Source organism: Sphingomonas sp. BAUL-RG-20F-R05-02 (assembly GCF_022662305.1).
Taxonomy (GTDB): Bacteria; Pseudomonadota; Alphaproteobacteria; order Sphingomonadales; family Sphingomonadaceae; genus Sphingomonas.
On the sequence record NZ_JAKNQH010000001.1, the window covers coordinates 319,310 to 343,737 of the forward strand.

The 24,428-nt window shown below is 65.6% G+C and carries 25 protein-coding genes and 1 tRNA gene; 12 read left to right on the top strand and 14 right to left on the bottom strand.

Going from position 1 to position 24,428, the window contains the following annotated elements:
• Nucleotides 1–10: 10 nt before the first annotated feature.
• Genes L8F97_RS01450 through cobU form a run of 4 tightly spaced genes read left to right on the top strand, consistent with a single transcriptional unit; the run spans nt 11 to nt 3,846 of the window.
• Nucleotides 11–961: an aminotransferase class I/II-fold pyridoxal phosphate-dependent enzyme gene (locus L8F97_RS01450; protein WP_242146221.1), complete on the top strand. Its 951-nt coding sequence runs from the start codon at nt 11–13 to the stop codon at nt 959–961.
• Nucleotides 954–1,892, top strand: a complete 939-nt coding sequence (gene cbiB, locus L8F97_RS01455; protein WP_242146222.1) for an adenosylcobinamide-phosphate synthase CbiB — start codon at nt 954–956, stop codon at nt 1,890–1,892. Before L8F97_RS01450 ends, cbiB begins: the two co-directional genes overlap by 8 nt.
• Complete coding sequence (locus L8F97_RS01460; protein WP_242146223.1) at nt 1,880–3,340, top strand: cobyric acid synthase; 1,461 nt, start codon at nt 1,880–1,882, stop codon at nt 3,338–3,340. The genes cbiB and L8F97_RS01460 overlap by 13 nt, the downstream gene beginning before the upstream one ends.
• The gene (gene cobU / locus L8F97_RS01465; protein WP_242146224.1) at nt 3,337–3,846 is read left to right on the top strand and encodes a bifunctional adenosylcobinamide kinase/adenosylcobinamide-phosphate guanylyltransferase; all 510 of its coding nucleotides are present in this window, start codon (nt 3,337–3,339) and stop codon (nt 3,844–3,846) included. Before L8F97_RS01460 ends, cobU begins: the two co-directional genes overlap by 4 nt.
• 20 nt (nt 3,847–3,866) lie before the next feature.
• Here the strand turns inward: cobU and L8F97_RS01470 are convergent, their stop codons facing one another.
• The 4 genes from L8F97_RS01470 to tcuC form a co-directional block, all read right to left on the bottom strand.
• On the bottom strand, nt 3,867–4,646 hold the full coding sequence (locus L8F97_RS01470) for a FadR/GntR family transcriptional regulator (RefSeq protein WP_242147081.1): 780 nt from the start codon (nt 4,644–4,646) through the stop codon (nt 3,867–3,869).
• Between the two features lie 117 nt (nt 4,647–4,763).
• Nucleotides 4,764–5,084, bottom strand: a complete 321-nt coding sequence (locus L8F97_RS01475; protein ID WP_242146225.1) for a hypothetical protein — start codon at nt 5,082–5,084, stop codon at nt 4,764–4,766.
• Nucleotides 5,085–5,089: 5 nt separating this feature from the next.
• Complete coding sequence (locus L8F97_RS22815) at nt 5,090–5,950, bottom strand: glycoside hydrolase family 75 protein (protein ID WP_242146226.1); 861 nt, start codon at nt 5,948–5,950, stop codon at nt 5,090–5,092.
• An 88-nt stretch (nt 5,951–6,038) separates the two neighbouring features.
• Nucleotides 6,039–7,334 (bottom strand): tricarballylate/proton symporter TcuC, encoded by a 1,296-nt coding sequence (gene tcuC, locus L8F97_RS01485; protein WP_242146227.1) that lies wholly within the window; start codon nt 7,332–7,334, stop codon nt 6,039–6,041.
• Between the two features lie 89 nt (nt 7,335–7,423).
• Here tcuC and L8F97_RS01490 point away from each other — a divergent pair, with 89 nt between their 5' ends.
• The gene (locus L8F97_RS01490; RefSeq protein WP_242146228.1) at nt 7,424–8,026 is read left to right on the top strand and encodes a YbhB/YbcL family Raf kinase inhibitor-like protein; all 603 of its coding nucleotides are present in this window, start codon (nt 7,424–7,426) and stop codon (nt 8,024–8,026) included.
• A complete protein-coding gene (uvsE, locus tag L8F97_RS01495; protein ID WP_242146229.1) occupies nt 8,023–9,186 on the top strand; it encodes a UV DNA damage repair endonuclease UvsE in 1,164 nt (387 codons plus the stop codon). Before L8F97_RS01490 ends, uvsE begins: the two co-directional genes overlap by 4 nt.
• A 39-nt stretch (nt 9,187–9,225) precedes the next feature.
• Here uvsE and L8F97_RS01500 read toward each other — a convergent pair whose 3' ends face one another.
• On the bottom strand, nt 9,226–9,630 hold the full coding sequence (locus L8F97_RS01500; RefSeq protein ID WP_242147083.1) for a DUF3597 domain-containing protein: 405 nt from the start codon (nt 9,628–9,630) through the stop codon (nt 9,226–9,228).
• Between the two features lie 83 nt (nt 9,631–9,713).
• On the opposite strand from L8F97_RS01500, the gene L8F97_RS01505 reads away from it, so the two are divergent.
• Complete coding sequence (locus L8F97_RS01505; RefSeq protein ID WP_313931879.1) at nt 9,714–10,412, top strand: DUF4142 domain-containing protein; 699 nt, start codon at nt 9,714–9,716, stop codon at nt 10,410–10,412.
• A 40-nt stretch (nt 10,413–10,452) separates the two neighbouring features.
• Here the strand turns inward: L8F97_RS01505 and L8F97_RS01510 are convergent, their stop codons facing one another.
• Entirely contained in the window at nt 10,453–13,122 is a 2,670-nt protein-coding gene (locus tag L8F97_RS01510; RefSeq protein WP_242146230.1) for a glycosyl hydrolase, read from the bottom strand.
• Nucleotides 13,123–13,238: 116 nt separating this feature from the next.
• Between L8F97_RS01510 and L8F97_RS01515 the strand changes: the two genes are divergently transcribed.
• A complete protein-coding gene (locus tag L8F97_RS01515; RefSeq protein WP_242146231.1) occupies nt 13,239–14,651 on the top strand; it encodes a YbhB/YbcL family Raf kinase inhibitor-like protein in 1,413 nt (470 codons plus the stop codon).
• A gap of 163 nt (nt 14,652–14,814) precedes the next feature.
• Here the strand turns inward: L8F97_RS01515 and L8F97_RS01520 are convergent, their stop codons facing one another.
• Complete coding sequence (locus tag L8F97_RS01520; protein WP_242146232.1) at nt 14,815–15,654, bottom strand: SDR family NAD(P)-dependent oxidoreductase; 840 nt, start codon at nt 15,652–15,654, stop codon at nt 14,815–14,817.
• Between the two features lie 41 nt (nt 15,655–15,695).
• Nucleotides 15,696–16,094 carry a cupredoxin domain-containing protein gene (locus L8F97_RS01525; protein WP_242146233.1) on the bottom strand — a complete coding sequence of 133 codons (399 nt, stop codon included), beginning with the start codon at nt 16,092–16,094 and terminating at the stop codon, nt 15,696–15,698.
• 133 nt (nt 16,095–16,227) lie between these two features.
• Between L8F97_RS01525 and L8F97_RS01530 the strand changes: the two genes are divergently transcribed.
• Nucleotides 16,228–16,551, top strand: a complete 324-nt coding sequence (locus tag L8F97_RS01530; protein ID WP_242146234.1) for a hypothetical protein — start codon at nt 16,228–16,230, stop codon at nt 16,549–16,551.
• Between the two features lie 31 nt (nt 16,552–16,582).
• On the opposite strand, the gene L8F97_RS01535 is transcribed toward L8F97_RS01530, so the two are convergent.
• The 3 genes from L8F97_RS01535 to L8F97_RS01545 form a co-directional block, all read right to left on the bottom strand.
• A tRNA-Thr gene (locus tag L8F97_RS01535) sits at nt 16,583–16,655 on the bottom strand.
• A 74-nt stretch (nt 16,656–16,729) separates the two neighbouring features.
• Nucleotides 16,730–17,590 carry a hypothetical protein gene (locus L8F97_RS01540; RefSeq protein WP_242147086.1) on the bottom strand — a complete coding sequence of 287 codons (861 nt, stop codon included), beginning with the start codon at nt 17,588–17,590 and terminating at the stop codon, nt 16,730–16,732.
• The gene (locus L8F97_RS01545) at nt 17,580–18,899 is read right to left on the bottom strand and encodes a replication-associated recombination protein A (RefSeq protein ID WP_242146235.1); all 1,320 of its coding nucleotides are present in this window, start codon (nt 18,897–18,899) and stop codon (nt 17,580–17,582) included. The genes L8F97_RS01540 and L8F97_RS01545 overlap by 11 nt, the downstream gene beginning before the upstream one ends.
• A gap of 99 nt (nt 18,900–18,998) precedes the next feature.
• On the opposite strand from L8F97_RS01545, the gene L8F97_RS01550 reads away from it, so the two are divergent.
• From L8F97_RS01550 to msrB, 3 genes are all read left to right on the top strand, one after another.
• Nucleotides 18,999–19,595 carry a PadR family transcriptional regulator gene (locus tag L8F97_RS01550; RefSeq protein WP_242146236.1) on the top strand — a complete coding sequence of 199 codons (597 nt, stop codon included), beginning with the start codon at nt 18,999–19,001 and terminating at the stop codon, nt 19,593–19,595.
• An 82-nt stretch (nt 19,596–19,677) separates the two neighbouring features.
• Complete coding sequence (locus tag L8F97_RS01555) at nt 19,678–19,998, top strand: DUF2218 domain-containing protein (RefSeq protein WP_242146237.1); 321 nt, start codon at nt 19,678–19,680, stop codon at nt 19,996–19,998.
• Between the two features lie 67 nt (nt 19,999–20,065).
• Complete coding sequence (gene msrB, locus L8F97_RS01560) at nt 20,066–20,512, top strand: peptide-methionine (R)-S-oxide reductase MsrB (protein ID WP_242146238.1); 447 nt, start codon at nt 20,066–20,068, stop codon at nt 20,510–20,512.
• A gap of 101 nt (nt 20,513–20,613) precedes the next feature.
• Here msrB and L8F97_RS01565 read toward each other — a convergent pair whose 3' ends face one another.
• From L8F97_RS01565 to L8F97_RS01575, 3 genes are all read right to left on the bottom strand, one after another.
• Nucleotides 20,614–21,486, bottom strand: coding sequence for an NAD(P)-dependent oxidoreductase (locus tag L8F97_RS01565; RefSeq protein ID WP_242146239.1), 873 nt, complete (start codon nt 21,484–21,486; stop codon nt 20,614–20,616).
• A gap of 13 nt (nt 21,487–21,499) precedes the next feature.
• On the bottom strand, nt 21,500–22,750 hold the full coding sequence (locus L8F97_RS01570; RefSeq protein ID WP_242146240.1) for a D-amino acid dehydrogenase: 1,251 nt from the start codon (nt 22,748–22,750) through the stop codon (nt 21,500–21,502).
• A 296-nt stretch (nt 22,751–23,046) separates the two neighbouring features.
• A complete protein-coding gene (locus L8F97_RS01575; RefSeq protein WP_242147088.1) occupies nt 23,047–24,423 on the bottom strand; it encodes a UdgX family uracil-DNA binding protein in 1,377 nt (458 codons plus the stop codon).
• Between the last annotated feature and the right edge of the window lie 5 nt (nt 24,424–24,428).

The window sequence follows — 24,428 nt, forward strand, 5'->3', positions numbered from 1 at the left end:
CGGCGGGCGCTTGAGCGAGGCGCGCGCGGCGTTCGGTGACGCGGCGGCGCCGTGGCTCGACCTGTCGACGGGGATCAACCCGCATTGCTGGCCGACGGAAACCGTCACGATCGACTGGCGCAGCCTGCCGGACGAGCGCGCGCTGACCGCACTGGAGACCGTGGCTGCCGATTATTTCGGCGTCGATCGCGCGTATGTCGCGGCAGTGCCCGGCAGCGAGATCGGCCTGCGGATGCTCGGTGCGCTGTTGCCCGGGCCGGCGCGGTTTGTCCCACCGACATATCGCACCCATGCGGAAATGTTCCCGACCAGTACGCGACTTGAGGTCGATGCGCTCGCGGGCGTGGCGGCGGGAACGGTCGTGGTCGCCAATCCAAACAACCCCGATGGACGCACCGTTGCCGCCCAAGACCTGCTCGCGCTGCATGAACGGCTGCGGAGCGGTGACGGCTGGCTGGTCGTGGACGAGGCGTTCGTCGATGCCGATCCGATCATCAGCGTCGGCGCACAGGTGCATGATGCCGCGCGTTTGATCGTGGTGCGATCGTTCGGCAAGTTCTTCGGTCTGGCTGGGGTTCGGCTCGGTTTCGTGGTCGCGCCGCAGCCGATCGTCGCACGATTGCGGTCGTTGCTCGGCGCGTGGCCGGTCTCCGCGCCGGCAATCGCGATCGGAACCGCTGCTTATGGCGATGCCGGGTGGATCGTGGCGATGCGCGCGCAACTCGTGGCGGAGGCAGCGGCGCTCGATGCGGCGCTGATCGGGTGCGGCCTGACGCCGATAGGCAAATGCCCGCTGTTTCGGATGATCGCGGTCGGTGATGCCGCCGGCGTGTTCACACGTCTTGCCCACGCGGGAATCCTGACCCGTCCTTTCGACGACGATCCGCACCGTCTGCGCGTCGGCTTGCCAGCCGATGCGACCGCACTGGCGCGCCTTGAACGCGCATTGACGCATGGCTGAGCCGGTTGCCCTGGCAGCACTTGCGATCGAGGCGGCGTTCGGCTGGCCGGACGCGCTGTATCGCCGCATCGGCCATCCGGTCGGCGCGTTCGCGCGGATCATCGCCTCCTGCGAGGCGCGGTGGAATGGATCGCACCACACGTTTGCAAGGCGACGTCTCGCCGGTGTCGGTTTGGTGGTAGGGCTAAGTTTAGTGGCGGGCGGCGGGGCGGCCGGGTCGACAGCCATCGTGTCGGCGGCGATGGGGCAGTGGGCCTGGCTCGGCTGCGCGCTACTGGCAGTTCCCGGCCTGGCGCAACGCAGCCTGTTCGATCATGTTCGCGCGGTGCAGATAGCCTTGGCGAGCGGCGATCTCGCAGCCGCTCGCACCGCCGTCGCGCGGATCGTCGGTCGCGATGTGGCGAGGCTCGATGCGGCGGGGGTCGCACGCGCGGCGATCGAGAGTCTGGCGGAAAGCTTCTGCGATGGTATCGTCGCGCCGCTGTTCTGGCTGCTGCTGCTCGGCTTGCCGGGACTGTGGATCTACAAGGCGGTCAACACCGCCGACAGCCTGATCGGTCACCGCGAGCCACGCTGGCGCGCCTTCGGATGGGCGGCGGCCCGCAGCGATGATGTGCTTAATCTGGTACCAGCCCGGCTGGCGGGGCCGCTGCTGTGCCTGTGCGGTGGTGGCGGCTGGCGCGTTTTGTGGCGCGACGCGCGCCGTCATGCCTCCCCCAACGCCGGCTGGAGCGAGGCGGCCATGGCGGGCGCGCTCCACCTGCGCCTCGCCGGCCCGATCGTCTACGACGGCGCCCGCACCGACAAGCCGTGGATCGGCGATGGTCGTACTGCTGCCGATGCGGAGGATATTACCCGCGCGCTCCGCTTGTACGTGCGCGCGTGCCTCGCCTTGTGGTTGATCGCGGGAGGTGTGGCATGGCTGCGGTGATGTTTCAGGGTACCGGCTCGGACGTGGGCAAATCGGTGCTGGTCGCGGGGATCTGCCGTGCGCTCGTCAATCGCGGCCTGAGCGTGCGGCCGTTCAAGCCGCAGAACATGTCGAACAACGCCGCCGTCACCAGCGACGGTGGCGAGATCGGCCGCGCGCAGGCGTTGCAGGCGATCGCCTGCCGCGTGGCGCCGCATACCGATATGAACCCGGTGCTGCTCAAGCCACAGGCGGATCACAGCTCGCAACTGATCGTCCACGGTCGCGTGCGCGGAACACTTGGCGGGGGCAATTACCGCGCGGGCCGGGCTGCGCTGCTCGGCGACGTGCTGGCGAGCTATCACCGGCTGCGCGCCGGCTGCGACGTGGTGGTGGTCGAGGGCGCCGGCTCGCCTGCCGAGATCAATCTGCGTGGCGGCGATATCGCCAACATGGGTTTCGCCAGAGCTGCGGGCGTACCGGTGATCCTGATCGGCGACATCGATCGCGGCGGCGTGATCGCAGCGATCGTCGGTACACGAGCGGTTATCGATCCCGCCGATGCCGCGATGATCCGCGGCTTCATCATCAACAAGTTTCGTGGCGATCCGGCGCTGTTCGAGGATGGCTATCGGCAGATCGAGGCACTGGCCGGCTGGCGCGGGTTCGGCGTGGTGCCCTGGCTGGCGGCGACCGCGCGGCTGCCGAGCGAGGATGCCGTGGTGCTGGAGCGAGCGTCCTCAGTCACGTCCGGGCGAGTGCTGGTGGCGTGTCCGATCCTGCCGCGCATCGCCAACTTCGACGATCTCGATCCGCTCAAACTCGAACCCGCCGTCGATCTGGTGATGGTGCCACCCGGTCGGCCGATCCCCGCCGAGACGGCGCTGATCGTGCTGCCGGGATCCAAGGCGACGCTCGCCGATCTCGCTGCGCTGCGGGCTGAGGGTTGGGACGTAGACGTACGTGCGCACCATCGGCGCGGTGGCGCGATCCTGGGGCTGTGCGGCGGCTATCAGATGCTCGGTCGCCGCGTGATCGATAGCGCCGGCATCGAGGGACCAGCCGGAGAAGCGGCCGGGCTTGGCCTGCTCGACGTCGAGACGACGCTGACGCCGGGCAAAGCCTTGCGGCCGGTGCGCGGGCATGCCCAGAACGCATCGTTTTACGGATATGAGATGCACATCGGCGACACGTTCGGGCCGGATGCGTCGCGCCCGTTCGCACGCTTCGACGACGGGCGGTTCGATGGCGCGGTCAGCACGGATGGTCGCGTGATCGGCACCTATGTTCACGGGCTGCTTGCCGATGCGGCGCAACGGACCGCCCTGCTCGGGCGGATCGGGGCGCAGGGGGGCGGGGCCGACTATGACGCATCGGTCGACGCCGCGCTCGACGAGATCGCCGACGCGCTGGAACGGTATCTCGACATCGACGCCATCGTGGCGATTGCTTCGGAGGCGGCGCGATGACGTGTCTGTTTGTGCTTGGGGGCGCGCGTTCCGGCAAGAGCCGTTATGCGCAGGATCGTGCCGAGGCTCTGGGTGGTGTGTCGGTGTTCGTCGCCACCGCCCAAGCGTATGACGCGGAGATGGCCGAACGGATCGCCCACCATCAGGCGGACCGGGACGCGCGGTGGATGACGGTCGACGCACCACTCGCGCTGCCGGACGCGATCGCCGCGCATGCCGGCGCCGGGCGCGTGCTGCTGATCGACTGCCTGACATTGTGGACGTCGAACGTGATGCTGGCGGAACAGGGCATGGACGTCGCGACCGAGGCGCTTGTCGCCGCCATCCACGCCGCGCCCGGTACGCTGGTGATCGTCGCCAATGAAGTCGGGTTGGGGATCGTACCGGACAACGCGCTCGCCCGGCGCTTTCGCGATTACGCGGGTCGGTTGAACCAGCGCGTCGCCGCCGCTGCCGATGAAGTGGTGCTGATCACGGCGGGCTTGCCGATCAAGCTCAAGGGATGATTGGTCTGGCCGCGCGCGTGCTAGACCGATTGCGTCGCGGAGAAGCGCCGGCGCGTCGTCAGCGCCGCGATGCGTGCCTGCTCCACTGCGGCTTCTTCCGTCGCGAACAGCAAATGATCGAGCACCGCCGCCATGTGCGCGCGCATCGCGTTACGCGCCCGTGCGGGATCGCGCGACCGTAGCGCCTCGGCGATGGCGCGATGCTCCGCCACGACCGGTTTGACCTTGGCGGCCCGCGCCTTCGCCAGCAGCAGAGCCGTATCGGGCTCGCTTGCCCGCAGCGCCCAGAATTGTTCGACGGTATGCGACAGCGCGGCATTGCGCGTCGCCCGGCCGATCAGGAAGTGAAACTCGCGATCGGCATCCTCAAGCCACTCTTCCGGTTCGGCCTCGACCGCGATGCGATCGACCAGCGCATCCAGCGCGTCGAGTTCGGCATCGCTGATATGTACCGCCGCCAGCGCGGCAACCTCGCCTTCGATCGCGGCGCGCGCCTCGATCAACTCGAACGCGGTGACGCTGAAGCCCATCGCCTCGCTGCGGCCGGGAATGTTGCGCACATACGCGCCTGAGCCGATCTTGACCTCGACCAATCCCTGAACTTCGAGCGCGATGATCGCCTCACGCACCGTCGGGCGGCTGACGTTGTGTTCGATGGCGAGTTCGCGCTCTGCCGGCAAACGGTCTCCGATGGCATATTGCCCACCCGCGATTTGGTCGAACAAGCGACGGGCAAGCTGCTGGTACAGCCGGTCTTCACCCTGCTCGGCAGAGGACGCCTTCGGCTTGGACTTTCCCATGACGTTCATGATCGCACCAATCCAGCCACCCCCGTTGACGAAGCTTGATACGCTGCAAGCGGCCAAGCCAATTCCAGCCAAATGCTAGACCGTCCACCTGTGCGTCGCAAGCGTCGATCATGGTGTGGGCATCCGCTTGCTACGGGCGGTATGCGACGGGCGAACCGTTTTCCACTCCATCCGGATGCGCCACGCGGTGTCGTCGTGATGGCGGAAGCTGCGGCATGCGCCTTGTTCGAACAGGTGGGTGTAGCTGAGGCCGCGAACCGGGCGCGCACGGCTCTCCCGCTGGCGCGCGTCGTCGAGCGCGTGCACGCAGGCGTCGAAAGTTGGGAAGGTCGTATCCAGCAATGCGGCGGCGCTGTGCGGGGTCCAGTCCCGCCCGTGCGCCGGAATGGCGAGGCTGCTCGCGGCGAGAAATACAGGCCACACAGTCATCCGAATCACTGCGCAATCGGCGGCAGCGCGCCGTTGGAGGGCTGAGCGTCGGCGCAGGCCCGCAACATCGCAGAGCCGCCGATCGCGGCAAGCCGGGTCTGTGCCTCACGTGCAAGTGCCGCGGTGTCGATCGGCCAGCCGATCGCTGCCGTCTTGCCGCTGCCAGGAAACACCACATAGGCGACCCGACCATCGGGAAGGCCGTTACCGTTGCGCGGGTTGGGCGCTTCGGTGCCGAGCGCCCGCCAGAAGGCAACCGACGCTTCGCCGAACTGTTCGATCGGTCCTTCATCTGCGATCACGAACGGGGTGGTGCGCCCGTTGTCGAGATTGATCGCCCAGCCGATGTCCCCCATCTCGCCCATGCCATCGGTGCGGTAGATTGGCGCTGGCAGCACCAGATACGGGATACGCACGGCATCCACATAGCTGGTCGGACTGGCTGGGCCAGCGAAGGCGGTGTTGCGCAGCGACGTCATCGAGACGAAATAGCCCTTGTACGGTCCGTCCTGCTGCAGCGCCGGCTGGTCCGGGGCGAGCGGGTCGGCGGCCAGCACCGTCTGCCACCAGGATCCGTTCGGATAGCCGGCGGAGGCGAGACAATCGATGCCGCGACCGGCGTCGGGGCAGGAGTCGGGCACATCGTCGGGGTGGTAGGCGTTCGGCGCGCCATCGGCGTCGACGAGCTTGTCCTCGCTAGCGAAATAATACGCCGAGCGGTCGGCAAGCATGGAAACCGGCACGCCCATATAGTCGAACGTACTGCCAGCGGGGCAGACGGACTCGGCAGAGGCGGCCGCAGGGGCGATGGTCGGTGCAAGGCAGCACGACAAAGCGGTGGCGCACACCCACCGGAACGCAGACACGGGAAACGGCTTCCTCGGATTGTTGACGGGTCCGCTTCCGAACGTGGCGCGCGCGCGACTGTTCCCCGTGGCGGTACGGACGCCCGCGCTACAGCGCCCCACGCTTCTGCAATGCGGCTCGCCGCTGTGAGCGCCCGGTCACGACAACTGCGGCAAGACTGATCGCCGCCGCCGCCGTCAACCACAAACCCGGCACGGCCCGGTTGCCCGTCACGCTGATAAGCCAGGTGACGATGAACGGCGTAAAGCCGCCCACGGCGGTCGCAAGGCTGTAGGCAAGGCTGAAACCGGAGGCGCGAACCGCCGGCGGTACGATTTCGGTCAGGTAAACAACCATTGCGGAATTGTAGCTGGCGTATAGCGCCGACAACCACAGTTCGACCGCGATCAGCCGCAGCACGCTGGGGTGTCCGGTCAGCCATGCCATCGCCGGATAGGCGGTCAGCATCATCAGCACGGTGCAGGCGATCAGGATCGGCTTGCGCCCGATCCGGTCGGACAGCGCGCCCATCATCGGCAGCCACAGCAGGTTTGACGCGCCGACGCCGGCGGTGACGAGCAGGTTCGCCTGTTCGGGCAGATGCAGGATCTTGCCGAAGGTCGGCGTGTAGGCGGTGATCATGTAGAAGCTCACCGTCGTCATCAGCACCAGCCCAAGCCCGGCCAACACAATGCCGCGCGCCGCCCAGAGATGCCGCGCGATGGTGGCGATGCTATCGGGCGCGGCACGCGTCTCGAACGCGTCGCTCTCGCGCAGGTGGCGGCGCAGCACGAAGAGTAACGGCACGAGCAGGCAGCCGAGCCCGAGCGGCAGCCGCCAGCCCCAATCGGCAAGCTGCGCCGGCCCCAGTACGAACGACAACGCCACGCCGACGAGAGCGGCGACGATGACCGCAACCTGTTGCGAAGCGGACTGCCACGAAACGTAAAAGCCGGTGCGTCCCGGCGGTGCGATCTCAGCCAGGTACACGGACACGTTGCCCAGTTCTGCGCCCGCCGAAAAGCCCTGGATCAGCCGCCCGCCCAGCACGAGGGTTGGGGCCAGCACGCCGATCGTGGCGTAGCCCGGCGTGACGGTCAGCGTGACGATGCCGACGCTCATCAACGCCAGCGTCAGCAGCAGCCCGGCACGACGCCCGTGCCGATCGGTAAAGGCGCCCAGCACCAGAGCGCCGAGTGGCCGCATCAGGAAGCCGGCGCCGAAGGTTGCCAGAGATTTGAGCAGCCCGCTCGCCGCGTCGCCGGCTGGGAAATACGCCTGACCAATGGCGGCGGCGAAATAGCCGAATACCATGAAATCGTACATTTCAAGAAAGTTGCCGCTGGCGATGCGGAACACGTCGCCCGCACTCGTCGCGCGGCCGGGGGAGGTCTCGGCTGCCATGCGCGGTCCATGCGCGTTGCCGCCGGACGTGTCGAGACGAGATTGAACGAACCGGCGGCTCGTGCGCTTTGAAGAGAGGAGGTCTCAAGATGCTTGAACATGTTCCCGCCTGGCTCGGCAATCTGTTGCGCGGCCGTCGCGCTGGCCACGAGAAGCTCGTCGCGGCCGACCTGGCGCTGACGGTCGGCGCCGATGCGATCGATCTGACCAGTCCGGCGTTTGCGTCCGGCGGCCGTCTGCCGATGCGCTTCACCGCCGATGGTGAGGGCGTGTCGCCGCCGCTCGTCTGGACGGGCGTGCCGGAAGCTGCCGTCAGTCTCGCGCTGATCGTTGAGGATCCCGACGCACCGACCACCGCTCCGCTTGTACACGCGCTGATCTGGAATCTGCCGGCCGAAACCGGACGTCTCGCGGAGGGCGCGATCGGCGCGACGGATGCCGGCGAAACCGGCCGCAACAGCTACCTGCGCGAGGGTTGGCTACCGCCCGATCCACCGACCGGCCACGGCGATCACGATTACGTATTCCAGATGTTCGCATTGTCATCCGTGCCCGAACTCGATGAGGGCGCGGGGCGGGGCGCTTTCGTCGAGGCGATCGCCGGACGGGTGCTGGCGACGGGCGTGTTGATTGGCACGTATTCGCGCGGCGAGCCGGACGCGGTTGCTCCGCAGGGCGCGGTGGTGGCATGACGGCAGCGGCTCGCCCGCTGCGGCTCGGCTTCCCGGTAAAGGTGATGGGCCAGCCCGGCCTGAAATCGCAGGATACCCGGCGCTGGCAGAAGAACCCGCACCTGAAATGCTCGCTGGAACTGCTCGACCCGGTGCTGGACTATCTCAAGTCGAAGAAGCTCGACATGTACCGGCTGTCGTCGGACATTGCACCTTACGCCACGCATCCGGACATGCCGCAGTTCCACAACATGGTGGCGGAGAGCGACGCGGAACTGCGGGCGTTCGGCGCGAAGGCGCGGGCGTATGACATTCGCCTGTCATTCCACCCTTCGCAGTATGTGCTGCTCAACGCGCCGGATCCCGAGCTGACGCGCAAGAGCATCTGGGATCTCGCCAGCCAGGCCGAGATGCTCGACCGCATGGAACTGAATGACGAAGCGGTGATGATTACTCACGTCGGTGGCGTCTATGGCGACCACGAGGCGAGCCGGGCGCGCTGGATCGCCGGTTGGGAGCAGTGCCCGGAGCATGTCCGTCGGCGGCTGGTGCTGGAGAATGACGACATCCGCTTTTCGGCGGCGGATGCGTTGTGGATCCATGAACGCACCGGTGTGCGACTGATCTTCGACTATCAGCATTTCTGGTGCCTGAACCCGGAATGGCTCGATATGCGGAACACGCTCGAACGTTTCCTTGCCACATGGCCGGCAGGCGTGCGGCCGAAGATCCACTTCTCATCGCCGCGCACCGAACTTCGCGAGATCAAGCAGAAGATCAGCGCCACCGAGCGCGCCGCGGCCAAGGCGGGTTCGCCGAAGCGCAAATCGGGCGAACTGCTGAAAGCGCCGGTAAAGGCAACGGCCCGCGTGAAGACGGTGCTCCGCCCGCCGGTGTGGACCGGCCACGCCGACTTTACCAATCCGTTCGAGTTCGCCACCTTCATTCGCATCGCTGAAGGGCTGGAGTTCGACGTGATGCTTGAGGGCAAATCGAAGGATCTGAGCCTGTTGCGGCTACGTCCGGATCTGCTCCGGTTCGCGCCCGACGTTGCGGCCCGGTTCGGCATCACCGAACAGGATGCGTCCGAACTTGCGGCGGACGAAGCAAGGCTTGATCGAGGTGTGGATGCCGAAGGCGAGCCCGATGTCGACGAGGGGTACGCGCAAGCGGCCGAATAACGGAGGTGCCGCCTGCGGGCGGCACCTCCTCGTTGCGGATCAGCCGCGCAGGCTGTCCGGCACGACGCCGCCGTTTTCGGCGAGCTTTGCCATCACCGCCTTGTGGAGCGCGATATTCTCCTCCGCGCTACCGTCCGCGCCGACATGGACGTTGAGTTCGTCGGCCAGTCCCTTGCGTGCGGCAAGACTGGAGTCCAGATCGAGCAACTTGAGCAGATCGACGATCGACGTCTGGTAGTTGCCGCCGCCATCTTTCATCGACGCCATTTCCGACAGCACCGCGCCGACATCGACCGCCTGCGCGGGAGCCGCATTCGGTGTAGCGGTCGGGGCCGGCGATGCGGCGGGCGTAGCGGCTGGAGCGGCTGCCGGGGCGGCGTTGCCGGCCGTGCTTGCAGTCTTGTGGCCGAAAATCTTACCCATGATGTTGCCGAAGATGCTCATCGCGTAATGTCTCCTTACCAGCCGCCACCATGCGGCTTCGATCATGACAAACGACATGATGGACGCAAAAGGTCCGTCGCAAAGTGGTTGCGACGCAGCGGGGAACGCTGAGCAAGGGAAATCGTTGGTGCGCCTGTGCACTTTGCGATCAACAGGAGGATGCAATGAAAATCAGAACCTTGACCCTGCTTTCAGCGGCAACATTGTCACTGGCTGCGTGTGGCCATAAAACGGACACCGCCGATACGTCGAGCAATACCACTATCGTCGATAACGAGACGAATGACTCGATGATGGCGAACGGCGCGATGACCGATAACGGCATGACGATGACCGACAACGCGATGGCGCCGGCCACCGGCGGTCAAGCATTTGCCAACACCGCGGCTGCAAGCGACGCATTCGAGATCGCCTCGTCAAAGGCAGCGCTGGACATGTCGAAATCGGCTGCGGTCAAGAAGTTCGCGCAGAAGATGATCGACGCACACACCACGTCGACCGCCAAGCTGAAGACAATCACTGCTGGCCTGAGCCCGGCGATCACGCCCGATCCGACGCTGACGCCGGATCAGCAAACGCAGCTTGATGCGATGAAGAAGATGTCTGGTGCCGACTTCGACAAGGCGTACATCGATGCGCAGGTCGCCGGTCATCAGCAGACGCTCGACGCTTTGAAAAGCTATGCGGCAAGCGGCGACGTACCTGCGCTGAAGACGTTCGCAACCAACATGGTGCCGATCGTCGCGGCGCACCTCAACATGGCAAAGGGCTTGAACGCCTGATGTCGGGCGGGCCTGCCCGCTACAGGCGGGCAGGCCACGTCTATTGTATCCTGGTTTGCAACAAGGTGATCTTGCCGAGCAGACCGGCGGGTCGGACCAGCACCTTATCCTGATCCTGATCTTGGAACCGTTCGCCGTAGCGTGCGGTCAGCAATCGTCGGTCCGCCTTCGGCCGCGTAGAAAGCGCGTTGATCGCGCTGTTCATAACCCGCAGTTCGACTACATTCGGGCCAGGTCGTAGCAAATCTGTCACGTCGATACGCCATGGCGGCGCCCACACTGCTCCTGCCGGCTTGCCGTTCACGGTGACCAGCACCGCATCGCGCACCGGCGCGGCAATCGCGGCGGCAGGGCGTGCGTTGATGGGTAAATCGAGTGGCTGATCTTTACCGAAGTCGAGAAAGATGTGGCCCGACAAGGGTAGGGCATTTTTACGCAAACGAACCGTGCGACGGTAGGTAATGCTGCCAGAGAAGGTGGCATAAGCCGGATCATCAGTCCACGATGTGCCTGGTTTCGGTGGTGTCGGCAGGCCGGCCGCTGCCAAGCCGACCCATCCCGTCGACAGATCGGCCACCTGATCTATTCGTGTTTCCAGCGGTTTTTCTGGTGGCGACTGCGTGAAGATCAGGAAGCGGCTCTGATATGGCGCAAGGTCGATTGCGATCAGCCCATGTCCAGCGCTGAAGCGACTGCCGCTCGCGGCATCCCACCATTGTCCATGTTCGGTGTCGGCGGCGAAGGTAGCGTATGTATGCAGCTGCCGCGGACCAGAATTGACAATGAGATACACGTCCCCCTCCGGCAGGTGCCGATGAACGAAACCGACGTCTCGATCGGGACGCGCCAGTGCCATGTCCGGGTGCAGCATAGCGCGCAACGCGGTTTCGAGCTTCGCTGTCGGGACGACCGACACCTGCTCACGTATGTCCGGCGCTGCCAATCGTGCGCCGGTTTCACGCACACTGCGGCTGGCGCTGTCCCCGTCGATCAGCCCGCCGCCTCGTTCGGGCAGGTGTTCGGTCGCAATCACCTTGCCGCCGGCCGCCACCCATGCGGCAACGATGCGGTATGCGGCAGGGTCGATGCGGGTCAGAGCCGGCAGCACCAACACCTTGTACTTCAGCGCGCCGGCGCGGATTGCCGCCGCGTCGATGGAGTCGAAGGTCTGTCCGGCATCCAGCACGCCGTCGATCACCGTCTGACCCAGCCGGGCGCGCATACCGTCGTTTAACGACGCTCGGCCGGGGCGCATCGCCGCCAGACCGTCCTCGCTTGGAAGGTAGATGGCAACATCGGTGGCAGGCACGCCCATGCGCAGCATCGCGCTGGTTCGCTGCAGATACCGCGTCACCGCCGACATCGCCGGACTCCATGGATTATGATCATTGAGCGCGGCCGCTGCGTAGAACGCCCAACCCGGTTCGGGCACATCCGGCGGCGAATAGGGCCAGCCGTGGCCGATGATCTGGTTCACGCCCTGGAGGAACATGCGATCCGCCTCCATCTTCATGTCGAGTGGCGTCGCTGCCCATGCGGGCGAATGCAGCCACGTCCAAGTCTCCGCCGACACGACCGGGCGACCGTAAAGATGCGCGGCAGAGGTTGCCCAGCGCGTCGAGGTGAAGGCACGCCAGTCAGAACCCTCGCCCTCGGGCAGATCGACGAGCGCGTTGCTCGACAACATCGGGGGCGGCGTGCCGTAAGCCTGCGTCCGAAAGCGCGTTCCGTGAGCGTGCGCCCAGGCAGTAATCGTCGTGAAATACCGTTCGTTGAGCAATTCCGTCAGCGTGCGCGCCCAATCGAACCGCACCGCTGCACCCGCGTCCGTTTCGTCGAACAGTGCCGGCAGGTGGTCGAGCAGGTCATAGCCACGCCGCCGCCGGAACTCGGCAGGTAGATCGTCCGTCCAGGCCGCGCCATAGGCTTCGAGGCTGTCGGAGAACATCGCATAGGGCGGCGGTGCGCTTTGGAAGGCGGAAAGCAACGGCTGTCCGACATGGTCGAGGTAGTCGATGATTGCCGCTTTGTTGAGATGATCGATAACATAGCCTTCGGCGCCGACGCCGGCACGCTTGACCTGTTGTCCAGTCCGCCCGGCGATGAACACCGTGACAGGTCGAGCCTGAGATACCGGTGTCAGAGACACAGAGACACCGTTGATCGCCGCGACCCGCCGACCCTCGACAAACGCTGCCAGAACGCTTTCACCTGGGCCGAGGGCTGGTAGCGCGACCCTGCTCACATTTGCCGGCGCGGTAATCGTGAATAGGCGTACGCCGGCGGACGCTTGCGTAATTGGTACCGATGGCCCGCCATACGGCCAACCGCTGCCGAGCGTCACGTCGATCCGCATGCCGCTCGCGCGTGCGGTCTCGCCGGCATGACGGAGCGCCGCCAGGAACGGTGGTGACAGGAAGGGTACGTTGTGGATGCCGCGGGTCGGATCGTCAGGCGATAAAGGATACGTGGCCTGCACCTCGAATCCGCCGAAGCCCTCCGCGCGCATTGCCGCAATCTCGCGATCGATTTCGACCGGTGTCGCGCTGGGGCCGAACCACCACCAGCGCACCATCGGCCGCGCATCCTCCGGCGGGTGCGTGAACGTCTGCCACAACGTCGATGCAGCAGGGGCGGCGTCTGCGGACGGAGACGCAAGCGCAACCAAGACGAGCGGCGCGATCGCGAACGCTTTCCAGATCCTCTCCATGGAACGAGACATGCCCCAAAGCGGTGCGGCCGGGCAAGCGCCTCATGCCGCCGTGTTTGTGGGGATCGTCTCGGCGTGTGAACCGTTCGGGGGCGGACGCTTATCAGGAGATGACCATGCTGGAACTGAGCAGCCCATCCTTTGCCGACGGCGATATGCTTCCCGATCGTTTTGCAAAGAACCACGGCAATATCATGCCTGCTCTCCAATGGACCGGCGCACCCGATGGTACCGCCAGCTTTGCGTTGATCGTCCAGGATCCGGATGCGCCCCACGGTACCGTCTGCCACCTTGCGGTGGGCGGGATAGGCGTCGACCGCAGCGGACTTGAGGAAGGCGAACCGCTCCATGGCCTGCTGGTCTGTCGCAACGTCTTCGGCGATGCCGGCTGGGGTGGTCCGCGTCCGCCGGCTGGGGATGGTGCGCATCGATACCACTTTCGATTGCTGGCGCTCGATACGGCCATCCTCGCGATCGAAACAGGTGCCGCGCCCGAGGAACTGATCCGCGCGGTCGAAGGTCATGTCATCGCGGACGCCGAACTGGTCGGCCGGTACGAGACGAAAGCCTTTGGCCCGATCAACCGCGCGGTGCGGTTGCGCCGGTTTGGCGAGACGGACGTGCTGGAACTCGGCCAGGTACCGGTTCCGCAGGCGCAGGACGACGAGGTGTTGGTGAAGGTCGTCGCGGCCAGCGTCAACCCAGTCGACTACAAGACGATGCAAGGCGAGTTTCCTCCGGTCGGTGAGGGCGATTTGCCGATCGTGCTGGGCCGCGATCTCGCCGGTACGATCGAGGCAGTCGGTACGCGCGCACATTATATGCTCAGCAAGGGCGATCGCGTGTTTGCGCACATCGGCTTCGATCGCGGCGCGCAGAGCAACTATGTGGTCGTCAAGGCAGTCGAACTGGTTGCCGCCCCTGCGTCGATCGATCTGGTACAGGCCGGTGGTATCGGACTTGCGGCGATGACCGCGTGGCAGGGGCTGTTCGATCATGGTGGATTGGGAGCTGGGCAGCGCGTGCTGATCCACGGCGGCGCGGGCGGAGTGGGGCACCTTGCGGTGCAGTTCGCACGCGCGCGCGGCGCAGAGGTGTTCGCCACCGCCGGCCCGGACGATCTCGATTTCGTGGCAAGCCTCGGCGCGGACACGGTGATCGATTACAAGAACCAGCGGTTCGAGGATATCGCGCGCGGCGTGGATGTGGTGTTCGATCTTGTCGGCGGCGATACGACCGAACGCTCTTGGGCCGTGCTGCGGGAGGGCGGTATCCTTGTCTCGACGCTCGCCGAACCCGATCAGGCGCAGGCCAAGGCCCACAACGTCCGCGCCGCTCCACGTTGGTTGGCGGAGCCCAATGCCGCGCAACTGGGTGAGGTCGCCAGACTGATCGATGCTGGTGAGGTTCGTATCTCTGTAGCCGAAACCTTCCCGATCGAACGAGTTCGTGACGCCTATGATCGCGCACAGCAGGGACACGTCCGGGGCAAGATCGTGCTGACCTTTGGCGATGATCCATCTGACTGAGCGGCATTAGCGGCAGGCGTCGTTCGCCTGCCGCATCACCAAGCCACCTCATGCCGGGAACGGCAAATTACTCGCTGTGGCCGGACGATCACTTGACCATGCGTCTTGGCGGCCGGGCCGAGCACACGAAGCTGGCTTTGTTGATCGCCGCCGCTGAAACCGTTCAGGTTTGCGGCGTTTCCGCTTCAACGTAGGTGGCGAAAGCCTGCTCCCAGTCGGGATGCCACCGTGACAAGGCAGGGCGGTTCTCGGTCATGTCACCTGCGCTCCACCGGATGCGGGCCGCATCGACTTGCGGTGCGACCGCGTTGTCGGGGCACAGGATGTAGAAGTCACCTGCCTGAACTCGCGCGATCATCAGATCGACGACCTGCTTTGCTGTCCATGCGCCGTCAGGCTTCGGTCCTCGCGGGTCACGGCTCATGCCCGTGAACGTCCAGCCCGGCACCAGAAGGTGAGCCGATACCTGATCGCCCTCAGCGCGCAGCCCATGCGCGAGTTGTTCGGTCAGAGTGCGGATGCCCGCCTTCGACACTGCATATGCCGGGTGACCCGGAGGATTGATGATGCCCTGCTTCGATCCTGTGTTGATGATCGCTGAAGGACCACCTTGCCCAAGCATCAGCGGTGCGAATGCGTGGACGCCGTGGATCACACCCCACAAATTGACGTCGAGAATCTGCCGCCACGCATCCAGGCCGCTCCAGTTGTCGTCGTCGCTGCCGCCGATGCCGGCGTTGTTCATCAACACGTCCACCCGCCCGAATGCCGACACAGCCAGGTCGCGCAACCGTTCAACATCGGCGAGCTTCGCAACGTCGCCCGCAAGCACGCGAACCTCTCCCGGCAGGGTCGCGGCCAGCGCCTTCAGCGCGTCTTGATCGCGATCGAACATCACGATCTTCATGCCCATCTCGCTGAACCGGCGTGCCGCCGCCGCGCCGATGCCGCTGGCCCCGCCCGTAATGACGGCAACGCCGCCCTGCTGGAACACGTCAGTCATGGCTTTACTCCTCCGGTCGCGGCGACAATTTGCAATTCCGATCAGCGGATCACGAACACGCCTTTGTAATCGTCGTCCGCATCAGCGAGCGTGGTGCTGCTGAACTCATACGTGCCGCCCCGGCGGGTGGCGGGCGCCTGCAAATGAACGGTGGCGCGCCGGCCCGAGTCGAGGACGATCTGACCATCACGAACCCACCCGCGATCCTGCCGCGCGATCCGCGCGTTGGCGAAGAAGGCCTTCTGCGTCAGATTGTGGCCCTTGCCCGACCGATTAGTGACGCGGAGAACATAAAGCCCGTTCTGCTGCACCGCGATCCGGCGCGGGATGAAGCCATGATCGGTCATCGTGATCGAGATCGGCTGCGCCTTTGTCCAGTTGGGGGCTTGCGCGGCGGCGGGGGCTGCCAACACGGCAAGTGCGAGAACCAAGGTCTTCATTCGATATCTCCGGATCGTCGTCATGCAGGGCAAATGTGCGAGCCGATGCTTCGTTCCCCGCCAAGGCTGTCGGACCCACGTCGGTGGCATCGGCGTTGGTGCGACACTTGCACGGTAGATACGAGAGGCGACGATGGCCGAAAAACATTTCACACCGACCCAGCGCATGGCTGCGGCAGCACGACGCGGATTGCGCTTGCGAGAGACTTTCAATCGTGGTGGCACTCAGGTCGGCGTCGACCGCGCGCATCAGCTTGCCAACCGCGCCGACGTGTCGGCGGCGGACATCAAGGCGATGCACAGCTATTTCGCCCGTCACGCGGTCGATAAGGAGACCAAGACCCACCAATGGGATTCGGACGATGACCCTTCGGCCGGCTTCATCGCATGGCTTCTATGGGGCGGCGACGACGGCAAGGCGTGGGCGGATCGCAACGTGAAGACCCTGGACGATTGAGCTCACGGGGCGTCGCTTCCCCGGTAAACCCTGCCCGCACGAGGAATCGAACCCCGGACATCCACTTTACAAGGGTGGCGCTCTACCAACTGAGCTATACGGGCAGGCGTTCGCCCATAACCGCTGTCGGCGCGCTCGCCAAGACCGGCATGACGCCGCCGATGCGATTTGTCGCAGGTCAGGTAACGCCAAAGGTCCAGCCTTCCGTGCCGGCGATGGTCGGCGTTAACGGTTCCGGCCGCCATAACGTCGCTCGACCAGCGTTGACGCGCAGCCACGCCGCCGTCAGCAGCGCATCGGTAGCATGATCGCTGTAGCGGGCGAGCGGCACGTGTGGTCGTGAACCCATCGTCGCCAGCGCGCTGTCGAGTGCTGCGGCATCGCGCAACTTGCTCAATCCTTTGCGGAGGCCAGCGGCACGCGCCGCGATGGTGGTATAGATCTCGACCACCACTGCGCCTGCGTGTGGCACCGGATCGAACGGCCACACGGGTATCGCTGTCCCGAGGTGATGGAGCAGGCGCATGCCGGCGAAGCTGGCCTTGGCGACCTGCGCCGCGCCGATCGCATCGTAGACGGTGGACGGTTTGCCGCCGCCATTGGCGTTGTACCGCGCCTCGCAACGGCGGAAGTGCAGGAAACCGGCCTTGGCCCCATCCGCTGCGCCAAGGTAAAAATGCGTGCCCCGTCGCTGTTCGAGAAACGACGCCGCACCAAGATCGACATCGGCGCTGTGCGCATCGACATACCCCCAGAACGCGCGGGCGGTGGCAGGGGTGTCCTCGCCCGGCAGGTACGCGCCGCGCTCCACAAAAGGCGGCGCGAAACTGAAGTCGAAGCCGACCAGCAGCGGTTCATCCCGCTGCGCCTTCAGCCACGCGAGGATCGCACTGCGGGACCATAGCCCACCGGGTGGTGCGACCAGCACGGGTGCGGCGTCGCCCGCGTCACACACCGCGAGTGCGATGCCCGGGTGACGCGCACCTTTCGCGCCCGACCAGTCGATCGCGGCGAACCGGGTGAAGCGATCAGGTGCGATCGTCGGCCGCCTTCAGGTCCGCCCACCAAGCCATCCGCTCGGCGATGCGCTTTTCAAGGCCACGATCGGTGGGGACGTAGAAGGTCTGCGGCGCCATCTCTTCGGGCCAGTAATTGGCGCCGGAATAGCCCGTGTCGGTATCGTGATCGTAAGCGTAACCCTTGCCGTAGCCGATGTCCTTCATCAGCTTCGTCGGCGCGTTGAGGATGTTCTGCGGCGGCATCAACGAGCCGGTTTCCTTCGCCACACGCCAAGCCGCCTTTTGCGCGGTGTAGGCGGCGTTGGATTTGGGCGCGGTGGCGCAATACAGACACGCCTGCGCGATGGCGAGTTCGCCTTCGGGGCTGCCGAGGAACTCATAGGCATCCTTGGCGGCGAGGCATACCGCGAGCGCGTTAGAATCCGCCAGGCCGATGTCCTCGCTCGCGAATCTGACGATCCGGCGGAGCACGTACAGCGGCTCCTCGCCCGCCGTCAGCATCCGCGCAAGATAGTAAAGCGCCGCCTGCGGGTCCGACCCGCGCAGCGATTTGTGGAGCGCGGAAATGAGGTTGTAATGCCCCTCGCGGTCCTTGTCATAGACCGCGACGCGGCGTTGCAGGAATGCGGATAATTCCGCTGCATCAAGCGGTTGCGGCAGATCGACCGAGAACAATGTCTCCGCCTGATTGAGCAGGAAACGTCCGTCCCCGTCGGCGCTTGCAACGATCGCCTCGCGCGCTTCGGGCGTGAGCGGCAGGGGCCGTTCCTCCAGCGCCTCGCCGCGCGAGAGCAGCAGTTCGAGCGCGGCGGCATCCAGGCGGCGCAGGATCAGCACCTGCGCGCGGCTGAGCAGTGCGGCGTTGAGTTCGAATGAAGGGTTTTCGGTCGTCGCACCGATCAGGGTGACGGTGCCATCCTCGACATAGGGCAGGAAACCATCCTGCTGGGCGCGGTTGAAACGGTGGATCTCATCCACAAACAACAATGTGCGCTTGCCAAGTTTTGCATGCTCTTTGGCGTCGGCAAACGCCCGTTTCAAATCGGCTACGCCGGAAAACACCGCCGAGATTGCCACGAAACGCAAGGCTACCGCATCTGCCAGCAGCCTGGCGATGGTGGTTTTACCCGTACCGGGCGGTCCCCACAGGATCATGGAAGACAGTCGCCCCGCCGCGACCATTCGGCCGATAGCGCCTTCGGGACCGGTGAGGTGATCCTGCCCAACGACCTCGGCAAGACGCTGCGGGCGCAAGCGGTCGGCGAGCGGCGCAGTGTCGGGCAGCGCATCTGGGGCGGGGGGATCAAACGCGGCGAAGAGGTCGGCCATCCCCGCCAAATAGGGCCGCGCAGAAAAATTGCACGAGGGGACTTGCGTCGACACTATCAAGATATATCCTCGCTGCATCGTATAATAGAAGGAAACGAAATGTTTGGATTGAATAAACGCGGTGGGGGGCATGGCCATCACCACCATCATCATCACGGCATCGGCGGCGGCTTCGGCGGTCGCGGTTTTGAGGGCGGCTGGGGCGAGGGTCGCGGTGGGCCGGGCGGCGGGCGTGCGCGCCGGATGTTCGACGGCGGCGAGTTGAAGCTGGTGCTGCTCAAGCTGATCGCCGACGAACCGCGCCATGGTTACGACTTGATCCGCCAAGTCGAGGAACTGACCGGCGGCGCCTACGCGCCCAGCCCGGGCGTGGTGTACCCCACGCTGACGCTGCTCGACGACATGGGCCTGATCGAAGCGGGCAAGAGCGAGGGCGCCAAGAGACTGTTTACCGTCACTGAAGCGGGCACGGCGAACCTCGCCGAAAACGCGGAACTGGTCGAGGCGCTGTTCGCGCGGCTGGCGGAAGTCGGCAAGCACAGCGCGCGGAGCGATGGCGGTCCGGTCCGGCGGGCGGTCGGCAACCTGCGCGCGGCGCTTCAGAACCGTGTGATGCAGGACGATACCGACCCTGAGACGCTGCACCAGATCGCCGCGCTGCTCGACGAAGTGACGCAGAAGATCGAGCGCCTCTGACATGACCCGGTTGCAGCTGCTGCGGAAGCGGCTTTCGATCGATACGCCGGCGCCGCATGCGCCGGCGGGAAAGGACAAAGACATGACCATCAGTGCAACCGCGACGGTGCCGACCGACAGCGCGAGCAAATACCTCCAGCAGGTGTGCAAACATTGGCAGCACAATCTTGCGGTGGAGTTCACGCCCGATCACGGCACGATCGTCTTCCCCAAGGATGCGCGCGGCGCGGACTGGCCGGCCGACGGGCTGGTGACGTTCGACGCCGGCGCGTCCGCGCTGGAGGTGCGGATCGACGCCAGTTCGGACGGTCAGCTCGAAGGGCTGAAGGGGGCGGTCGCACGCCATATCGATCGCTTCGCCTTCCGCGAGGCGCCGCTGGCGTTCGACTGGAAGGCCGCATAGCCGCGGCCGGGGTGACTGGCAGCCGGCCTGACGCCTCCCTATATCCGGCGGCGAAAGGATCTCTCCCATGGCCTATGCGAAGACCGACGCCGCCATCGCGGCGCTCACCCCCGAACAGTTCCGCGTGACGCAGCAGTCCGGCACCGAACGCCCCGGCACCGGCCCGCTGCTCTATAACAAGGAGCCGGGGATTTATGTCGACATCGTGTCGGGCGAGCCGCTGTTTGCTTCGTCCGATAAGTTCGAATCCGGGTGTGGCTGGCCGAGCTTCACCAAGCCGATCGAGCCGGCGAATGTCGCGGAACTGCGCGACGTGACGCATGGCATGGTTCGTACCGAAGTAAGGTCGCAGCATGGCGACAGCCATCTTGGTCACGTGTTCGACGACGGCCCGCGCGATCGCGGTGGGCTGCGCTACTGCATCAACTCGGCGTCGCTGCGCTTCGTCCACCGCGATGACATGGAGGCAGAGGGCTACGGCGACTATCTGCCGCAGGTCGAAGAGGTGGCGTGAGCCGTTTGCCGATCTGATACGAAGGGCCGCGTTTCGCGGCCCTTTTTGTGTGCAGAGCCGTGGTCCGCCAACGGCCAAGGTTGGGGCCAGGGACCGGGCTGTTAGTCCGTCGCCTTGCCATTCTGTTCCAGCAGCAGCTTGGCGATGCCCGACCAGTCCTGCTCACCCATGCCGGCATCGATCGCCTCGCCCATCCGGCCGCGTACGGTGTCCAGCATCGGCAGGCGCTTGCCCGCCTTTTCCGCCGCTTCGGTGGCGAGCCGCAGATCCTTCAGGCCGAGCTTCATGCGGAAGCCCGGCTCGTAGTCGCCGCTTGCGATCTTGGCGCTGTAGGTCTGATAGATGCGGCCGGGGAACAGCGTGCCGAGCATCAGTTCGAAGAATGCGTCCGGCGTGACACCATTGTCGCCTGTCAGCACCAGCGCCTCGGCCATCGCCTCGATCGCGAAGGTAATCATCATGTTGCCGGCGATCTTGGCGGCGTTGGCCTGATGCGGTTCGTTGCCGAGCGTCCAGATCTTCTGCGTCATCGCCTCGAACGCCGGGCGCGCCGTCTCGATCGCGGCGGCGTCACCCGCCACCACCATGTTGAGCGCGCCCGCTGCCGCCGCATCGGGTCGCCCGAACACGGGCGCGGAGAGATAGCCCAGGTCCGCCGCCGCATGCGCCGCCGCCAGTTCATCCGCAAACGCGACCGATATCGTCGCGGTGACCGCATGGATCAGCCCGGCGCGGGCATGGTCGAGCAGGCCGGCATCGAGGATCACGCTGCGGATCGCGGCATCGTCGGCCAACATGGTCAGCACCAGTTCGGCCTGGAAGATTTCGGCTGGCGTATCGACCATGCGCGCGCCGGCGATCGGTCTGCCACCGTCGCCCGAGCGGTTCCAGATCGTCACGTCATGGCCGGCGTGTACGAGATTGTCCGCCATGCCGCGCCCCATCGCGCCCAGTCCGATCAAACCTACCTGCATCGTCATATCCTCGTCAGTAGCGGTCGAGCGAGAGATCGCCCGTTTCGATTTCAGGGGTGCGGCCGGAGATGAGATCGGCGATGACCTGCCCCGATCCGCACGCCATCGTCCACCCAAGCGTGCCGTGCCCGGTGTTGAGGAACAGGTTGTGCAGGCGCGTCTTGCCGATCACCGGGACGCTATCCGGCGTCATCGGGCGAAGGCCCGACCAGTAGCTCGCCCGCGCCAGATCGCCTGCACCGGGGAACAGCCCGCCGACCGAATGTTCGAGCGTGGCGCGGCGCGCTTCGGGCAGGTGATTGTTGAAACCCGAAATCTCCGCCATCCCGCCGACGCGGATGCGGTCGCCGAGCCGGGTGATCGCCACCTTGTAGCTTTCGTCCAGCAAGGTCGAGACCGGGGCGCGGTTCGCCTGTGTGATCGGCACGGTAATCGAATAGCCCTTCACCGGGTACACCGGCAGCCGCAGCCCGAGCGGCTGAACCAGCCGCGGCGAATAGCTGCCCATCGCGACCAGATACGCATCGCCGGTAACGCGACCGCGATCGGTGAGGACACCGGTGATGCGCCCACCCTCGACATCAAGCCGCTCGATCGTGCGACCGTAGTCGAACGTCACCCCCGCCGCCGCCGCCAGGTCGGCAAGCGCGTTGGTGAACTTGAAACAGTCGCCAGTCTCGTCGTGCGGCAGGCGCAGGCCGCCCGCGATCGGCACGTCACTGTTGGCGAGGCCGGGTTCGGCGGCGATGCAACCGGCACGGTCGAGCAGCTCGAACGGCACGCCGCCTTCCTGCAAGACCGCGATATCCTTGGCGGTGCCGTCGAGTTGTTTGGCCTCGCGAAACAGTTGCAGCGTACCCTGCATCCGCTCGTCGTAGTGGATGCCGGTGAATTGTCGCAGCGCATCTAGCCGGTCGCGGCTGTATTCCGCCACCCGCACCATTCGCGCCTTGTTGATAGCATAGCGTTCTGCGGTGCAGTTACGCAGCATCGCATACAGCCATCGCAGCATTGCGACATCCGGCTGCGGCCGCAGGATGAGCGGCGCGTGCCGCATCATCAGCCACTTCACCGCCTTTTGCGGGATGCCGGGCGCCGCCCAGGGCGAGGCATAGCCCGGCGAAATCTCGCCCGCATTGGCGAAGCTCGTCTCCAGCGCCGGCCCCGCCTGCCGGTCGATGACCACCACCTCATGCCCGGCCTGCGCCAGATACCAAGCGGAGGTGACGCCGATCACACCGCTGCCGAGGACGACCACTTTCATTCTTCACTCTCCAGGTGCGCGGCCGTTCCATCGTGCAGCAAACGAGCGGCGCGCGCGGTCAGATCGCCGAGCGCTGCCGGTTTGGTCAACACTTTCACCGTCATAGCCGACATCTTGATGGTTCAACACGGCATTCTCGCGGTTCAAGTGTTCCTCATGACATATCTGGCGAGCGGGGCTTGGCCGTGCATGTCGCCGCAATATCAACGACGCGCCACCGCGTGAACGGGCCGCCCATCCTCCGGATGACCACGTCCGTTCCAAAGCGTCGATGCGGAAGCATTCATGCTGCCCCATCAAACATGGGTCGCAGCCGTTTTCAGATCATCGACGAAGCGCGCATATTCCTCCGCCTTGGCAGCCGGATCGGGCAGACGCAGCAGGAAGCTCGGGTGGACGGTGATCCAGCCAGCACCGCCGCCGGGCAGGTCGATCAGGCGGCTACGCTCACGGCTGATCGTCACCGCTTTGCCGAGCAGCGAGCGGGCGGCGGTGGCGCCGAGTGCGACGGTCAGCTTCGGGCGGACGATCGCGCGTTCCTGCTCGATCCACCAGCGGCACGCGGTAATCTCGCCGGTGTCGGGCTTGGCGTGGATGCGGCGTTTGCCGCGCTGCTCGAACTTGAAATGCTTGACCGCGTTGGTGACGTAGACGGTGCTGCGCTCCACCCCGGCTTCCGCCATCGCTCGGTCGAACAATTGCCCGGCGGGGCCGACGAACGGGTGGCCGGCAAGATCCTCCTGATCGCCGGGTTGTTCGCCGACGAACATCATCGCCGCGTCGATCGGGCCTTCGCCGAAAACGGTCTGCGTGGCTTGTTCGTGCAGGGAACACCGCGTGCAGCTCATCGCCTCCTCCCGCAAAGCAGCCCAGGCCGCGTCGATATTGCCGCCCGGTTTCGCCTGTGCTGTCGCCACCATACCCGCCTCCCTCGCCTGCGCGCCCGCGATCATCTGCGGCACCAGTGCCGTCTCGGGCATGTTCTTCCAGTATTTGCGCGGCATCTCCTTCAGCATCGCGCCGACCTTGAGCCGCGCGGGATTGAAGATCGCGGCGTAATAGCTGTGCCACATCTGTTCGACCGGATCGCCGTCGGGCGCATCCGCCTGAGTCGCGCCCGGACCTTCGGTGAGCACCGTGCCGTCCCAGTGGATCGACACTTCGGGGGTGAGGATCGACCAATGCATCGCCGCGAACCGGTCCATGAAGAACCCGGCATTGGCGCGCACGATGTGGAACTCCGGCTCGAACCACGCGACGAACCGCGGCGTGCCCTCGTCATCCATTTCGCGGAAGCGCAGGAACGCGCGCATCTTGTGGATATCGCGGCGCACCGTGCGGGCGAGCCCCTCAATACGCCGCACCAGCGGATCGGCGGCGTCGTCGATCAGGCTCGGCCGCTCACGCATCCGCACCAGCAACGTGTGGAGCAGCGCGAATCGCTCACGGTCGGTGTGGAGGATCGCCTTTTTGGCGAGATCTACGAACGCGCGCGGCACGCTGAACCCGGCGGCGGGGGCCGGGGGCGGGGGTGTGCTGCCGAACAACTCGCCCGGGTCCGCGCCGACCCGCCAGACGATGCGATCGGGCGGGATGCCATCCAGCACCGCCGCGCGCACGCCATCGCGCCAGCCGTCGAAATCATCCTCGCTGTCGAGCGTAACGGTGCGCATCGCGT